A 5,099-nucleotide genomic window follows, 5' to 3' on the forward strand; every position below is an offset into this window, starting at 1 on the left:
AAGGATCATCCAACTCCTTGGCTCACAGAACGACATGGCTACGATCCGACTTGGCACCTCGGCCTTCGTGGCGAACCGGCTCGCTTCCGCCGCGAGCGACAGGTCGCCGGCGTCGATGCCCTCGGCGTCGTCGCCCGGGCCGGACAGCAGCAGCCGGTACAGCGGGCAGCGGGCGGTGAGCTCCTCGTGCGTGCCGGTGTCGAGGACCCGGCCGGCGTCGATCACCGCGATCCGGTCGGCGAGCGCCAGCGTGGAGCGGCGGTGCGCGATCAGGACGGTGGTGCGGCCGGCCATCACGCGGCGCAGCGTGTCGTGGATCTCGGCCTCGACGCGGGAGTCGACCGCCGAGGTGGCGTCGTCCAGGATCAGCACCCGGGGGTCGGTGATCAGGGCGCGGGCCAGGGCTATGCGCTGCCGCTGGCCGCCGGACAGGGTCAGGCCCTGCTCCCCGACCACCGTGTCGTAGCCCTCCGGCAGCTGCTCGACGAACTCGTCGGCCTCGGCCATCCGCGCCGCCGCGCGCACCTGCTCGTCGGTGGCGTCCGGGCGGCCGTACGCGATGTTGGCGCGGACCGTGTCGGAGAACAGGAAGCTGTCCTCCATCACCAGGCCGATCGCCTCGCGCAGGGACTCCAGCGTGACGTCGCGGACGTCCTCGCCGCCCACACGGACGGCGCCGCCCTGCACGTCGTAGAAGCGGGGGAGCAGCATCGACACCGTGGACTTGCCGGAGCCGGAGCTGCCGACCAGCGCCACCGTCTCCCCGGGGCGCACGGTCAGGTCCAGGCCGCGCAGCACGGGGCGCGAGGCTACGTAGCCGAACACGGCGGCCTCGAACTCCACGCCGGAGGCCTGCCGCGGCAGCACCCGGGCGTCGGGGCGCTCCGTGACCATGGGCTGGGAGTCGATGATCTCGAAGATCCGCTCCACGCTGGCCCGCGCCTGCTGCCCGAGCGTCACCAGCGCGGAGAGCATCCGCACCGGGCCGAGCATCTGGGCGAGATAAGTGGAGAAGGCGAGGAACGTGCCGAGCGAGATGGTGCCCCGCAGGGCCAGCCAGCCGCCCAGCAGCAACACGCCGACCTGGCCCAGCGCGGGGATCGCCATGATCGCCGGGTTGTAGCGGGCGGAGAAGCGCACGGCGCGCAGACGGGAGGCGTAGAGCCGGTTCCCTGCGCTCTCCAGTTTGCCGAGCTCCTGCTCCTCCTGCCCGAAGCCCTTGACCACGCGCACCCCGCCGACCGCGGCGTCGACCACCCCGGCCAGAGCGGCGGCCTGCTGCTGCGCCTCCCACGTCGCGGGATACAGCCGCTTGCGCGCGGCCATGGACACCAGCCACAGACCGGGGCCCGCCGCCAGCGCGACCACGGTCAGCAGCGGCGACAGGAACGCCATCACCGTCAGCGCGACGAGGAACAGCAGCATGCTGCCGATGAGCATCGGCATCATGCCCAGCAGGCCCTGGACCATGGTGACGTCGGAGGTGGCGCGCGAGATCAGCTGGCCGGTGGCGAGCTCGTCCTGGCGCGCGCCGTCCAGGCGGGAGAGCGCGCCGAAGATGCGGTTCCGGAGGTCGTACTGGACGTCCAGCGAGAGTTTGCCGCCGACGTAGCGCCGGATCCGCGTCCCGAAGAAGTTGGCCACGGCGAGCAGCAGGGCCAGGATCGCCCACGGCGCGAGCGCGGAGTGCCGCGTGATGACGACGTCGTCGATGATGTGCCGCTGCACGAGCGGCATCGCCGCGTTGGCGGCCATCGCGAGGAAGGAGCCGCCGAGGGCGATGAGGACGCTGCGGCGGTAGGACCAGGTGACCGCCGTGAGGCGGCGGAGCCAGGAGCTTTGGGGGGAGTCGCCGGGGTTCACGGCGTCGGCCGTCGGGCGCGCGCCCTCGCCGGCGGTGCCGGCGACCCCGGCGCCGGCGGTCTCGTCGTCGGCGTCGTCGATCGGGTCGGCCGCGGAGGCGGTCCCGCCGGCCGCGTCATCGATCCCGCCGGTCGCGTCGGCGGTCGTTTCGCAGACCGGCCTCTCGTTCCCCATCTGGTATTCGGACGTACTCTGTTCCGCGGCTTCGACTCTGATTTCGGGCGCCCCGTCGCGCTCGGCGTTCGTCACATCCACCCCTTGTCGTCATTCCCTCACTGAGTGCGCTCGGCCTCCGCCGCGGCCAGATGCCGCGCCCGGTGCTCCGCGAACCGCCGGTCCAAAGCCCCACCGACCGCGTCGAAGCAGCCCAGCAGCGCGTCGGCACCCCCGTCGAGATGCCCGGCGGCATCCGCCAACAACGGCGCCACCGCCACCGCCAGCCGCTCCTCGGCGGCCCGCAGCGCCTCCGACCCGGCCTCGGTGATCCGCACCCGCACCACCCGCCGATCCCCCGGATCCGCCTCCCGTTCCAGAAGACCAGCCGCGACCAGCGCGTCAGCGGCCGCCGTCAACGTCGGCTTCCGCACCGCCAGCTTGTCCGCCAGCCGCGCCGACCGCTCCCCACCACTGCGCACCATCGACAACAACTGGTACTGCGGCAGGCTCAGCCCGGTCTCCACCCGCTCCAACGTCCGCCGCAGCCGCACCAGCACCTGCACGGCGTCGACCACGCGCTCCGCGGGCAGGCCGGCCAGTTGGTTCGACTCACTCATGATTAGAGCATCGAACAATTAGGGTGGAGTGTCAACCCACGACGGTGTGGCCTCCGGCAAGCGCCGGAGGCCACACCGTTTCCTACCGCTTCCCACCGTTTCCCATGCAGGCCTCAGCCCTCAGGCACGATCACCACCGGGCACTGCGAGTGGTGCAGCAGAGCGTGCCCCAGCCCGCCCAGATGCACGCCCTTGCCGCTGGGGTGGCGCAGGGCGCCGATGACCAGGAGGTCGGCCGTGCGGGTGGAGTCGACGAGGAGTTTGCTGGGTGGGCCGGCCAGGACCTGCGTCTCGACGTACGTGTCGGGGTACTTCTCGCGCCACGGGTCCAGCAGTGCGTCCAGGCGGCGCTGGCATTCGGCGTTCAGCTGGTCGAGGGTCACGCTGGGGTAGCCGCCGATAGCGACCGGATAGAGGTAGCCGGGATCCTCCCAAGCGTGGACGGCGCGGAGGTCCGAGGCGTGGAGGGCCGCTTCTTCGAAGGCGAAGGAGATGACGTCCGGTCCGGTGGCCGGGGGGAGGACGTCGGCGCCGACGAGGACGCGGTTCGTGGTGGCCGGGGGGTCGCTGGGGGCTTCGGTCTCGATGTCGATCTCGGTTTCGGTCCCGGTCTCGGTCCCGGTCTCGGTGTCGGGCCCGCCGCGGACGACGAGGACGGGGCAGCGGGTGTGGGCCACGGTGCTCAGGGCGGTCGAGCCCAGGAGCAGGCCGGTGAAGCCGCCGCGGCCGCGGCCGCCGACGACCAGCAGGGCGGCGTCCTGGGCGAGGTCGGCGAGGCAGGGTCCGGGGTGGCCGCTCATCGCGTAGTCGTGGATGTCCAGGTCCGGGAACTCGGCGTGGGTGCGGGCCACGGCCTGGGCGAGCAGGGCGGTCGCGGCGTCGCGGACGGCGCCCTCGGGGGTGTCGCCGCCCGGCATCACTCCGGCCACGACCGGGGGGATCCAGTGATAGGCGTGGGCGAGCCACAGGGGCGCACCGCGCAACCGGGCCTCGCGAGCGCCGGCCGCCACGGCTCGGGCGCTGTGTTCGATGTCGTCGATGCCGACGACGACCGGTCGGGTCATGGTGTCCTCCAGGGACTCGGCGGATGCTCCAGTGCGGTTCAGTGCGGTTCAGTGCCAGGTTCGCCACCATCGGCGCCGTGCGGACAGAGGCGAAGGACCCTGCGGGCAGCGGGCATCAGGACCGGTGCCGATCGGGGATGGTGGCCCTGACCTGCGTCGCCGCCGTCCGGTGACGATAAGGGTGATGAGACGGATGAAGGCAGGCGGATGAGGGCGAAGGTGGGCGGCCGGCGGATTGAGGCCGGCGAGCCGGGTAGACCACACCGTCCGCAGCGGCACGAATAGGAGGCGACCGAGATGATCCCGTTCCCCGAGCCCGCGACGACGCCGGTCGCGAGCACCCGCCAGTACCACTTCCGCCTGCGTTTCCGCCTCCGCCGGCGACGCAAGGCCTCCGACCCGCGGAGCTGGAACCTGACGCTGGCCTCGACCGGCACCGGTGTGCCGGCGCGGATGGCGCTCGAGTGTCCGGCGCTGCTGACGGCCGCGGTGGAGGACCTGGAGTGGCGGCTGGCGCTGGAGGAACTGCGCGCCCGGCGCCCACACCGGTGGCAGAAGTCCGCGCTGGACGCGTGGACGGCCGAGCGGGAGCAGCTGGAGCAGGAGCGGCGGCGGATCGCCGAGATCGCCGCCCACGCGGTCAGCGCGCTGTGACCGGGGTGCGATAGCGCGGTAGCTCACGGCACCGCTGCGCGACGGGTCGAACCCGGCGCGCAGCGGTGTTTTTCATAGGTGGCGACGATCGGTCGTCGGCCGCGTGTCTCCCGGCCCCCGGTGTAAGGGGCCGAAGGACCCTATTCGCACCTCCCCACTCACGCGATGCTGCACGGGGGCCGCGAGTGATCCGAATCGGAAGGACCGAGTGTTCGATGCCAGCTAAGCGTGAGTCCGTAGCGGATGCTTTACTACGACTGGGGACCAGCTTCACGCGGTCGCCGGCGAGCGGTGACCTGCATACCGTCTTCAAGACCGGCGGCCGTGACGGCGACGTCTTCTATCGTGACCGCTGGAGCCACGACAAGGTGGTGCGCTCCACCCACGGCGTGAACTGCACCGGCTCCTGCCGATGGAAGGTCTACGTCAAGGACGGCATCATCACCTGGGAGAACCAGGAGACGGACTATCCCTCCGTCGGCCCCGACCGCCCCGAATACGAGCCTCGTGGCTGTCCCCGAGGCGCCGCCTTCTCCTGGTACACCTACTCGCCTACCCGCGTCCGCTATCCCTATGTCCGCGGCATCCTCCTGGAGGAGTACCGCAAGGCCAAGGCCAAGGTCGGCGGCGACCCGGTCCTGGCCTGGGCCGACGTCGTGAACGATCCGGAGCGGCGCCGGTCGTACCAGCGCGCCCGGGGCAAGGGCGGCCTGGTCCGCGCCTCCTGGGACGAGGCCGTGGAGAT

The 5,099-nt window shown here is 71.9% G+C and carries 3 protein-coding genes and 1 pseudogene; 2 read left to right on the plus strand and 2 right to left on the minus strand.

From position 1 onward, the window contains the following. Positions 1–2,135: 2,135 nt before the first annotated feature. Entirely contained in the window at positions 2,136–2,636 is a 501-nt protein-coding gene (locus ABD466_RS44135; RefSeq protein WP_344663305.1) for a MarR family transcriptional regulator, read from the minus strand. A 113-nt stretch (positions 2,637–2,749) separates the two neighbouring features. Beyond that, positions 2,750–3,700 (minus strand): universal stress protein, encoded by a 951-nt coding sequence (locus tag ABD466_RS44140; protein ID WP_344663306.1) that lies wholly within the window; start codon positions 3,698–3,700, stop codon positions 2,750–2,752. Positions 3,701–3,997: 297 nt separating this feature from the next. Between ABD466_RS44140 and ABD466_RS44145 the strand changes: the two genes are divergently transcribed. Further along, positions 3,998–4,354 carry a hypothetical protein gene (locus tag ABD466_RS44145; protein WP_344663307.1) on the plus strand — a complete coding sequence of 119 codons (357 nt, stop codon included), beginning with the start codon at positions 3,998–4,000 and terminating at the stop codon, positions 4,352–4,354. Between the two features lie 215 nt (positions 4,355–4,569). Next, a pseudogene (locus ABD466_RS44150) lies at positions 4,570–5,099 on the plus strand (nitrate reductase subunit alpha); the annotation flags it as partial.

It is taken from the genome of Catenulispora subtropica (assembly GCF_039531675.1).
Lineage (GTDB): Bacteria > Actinomycetota > Actinomycetes > Streptomycetales > Catenulisporaceae > Catenulispora > Catenulispora subtropica.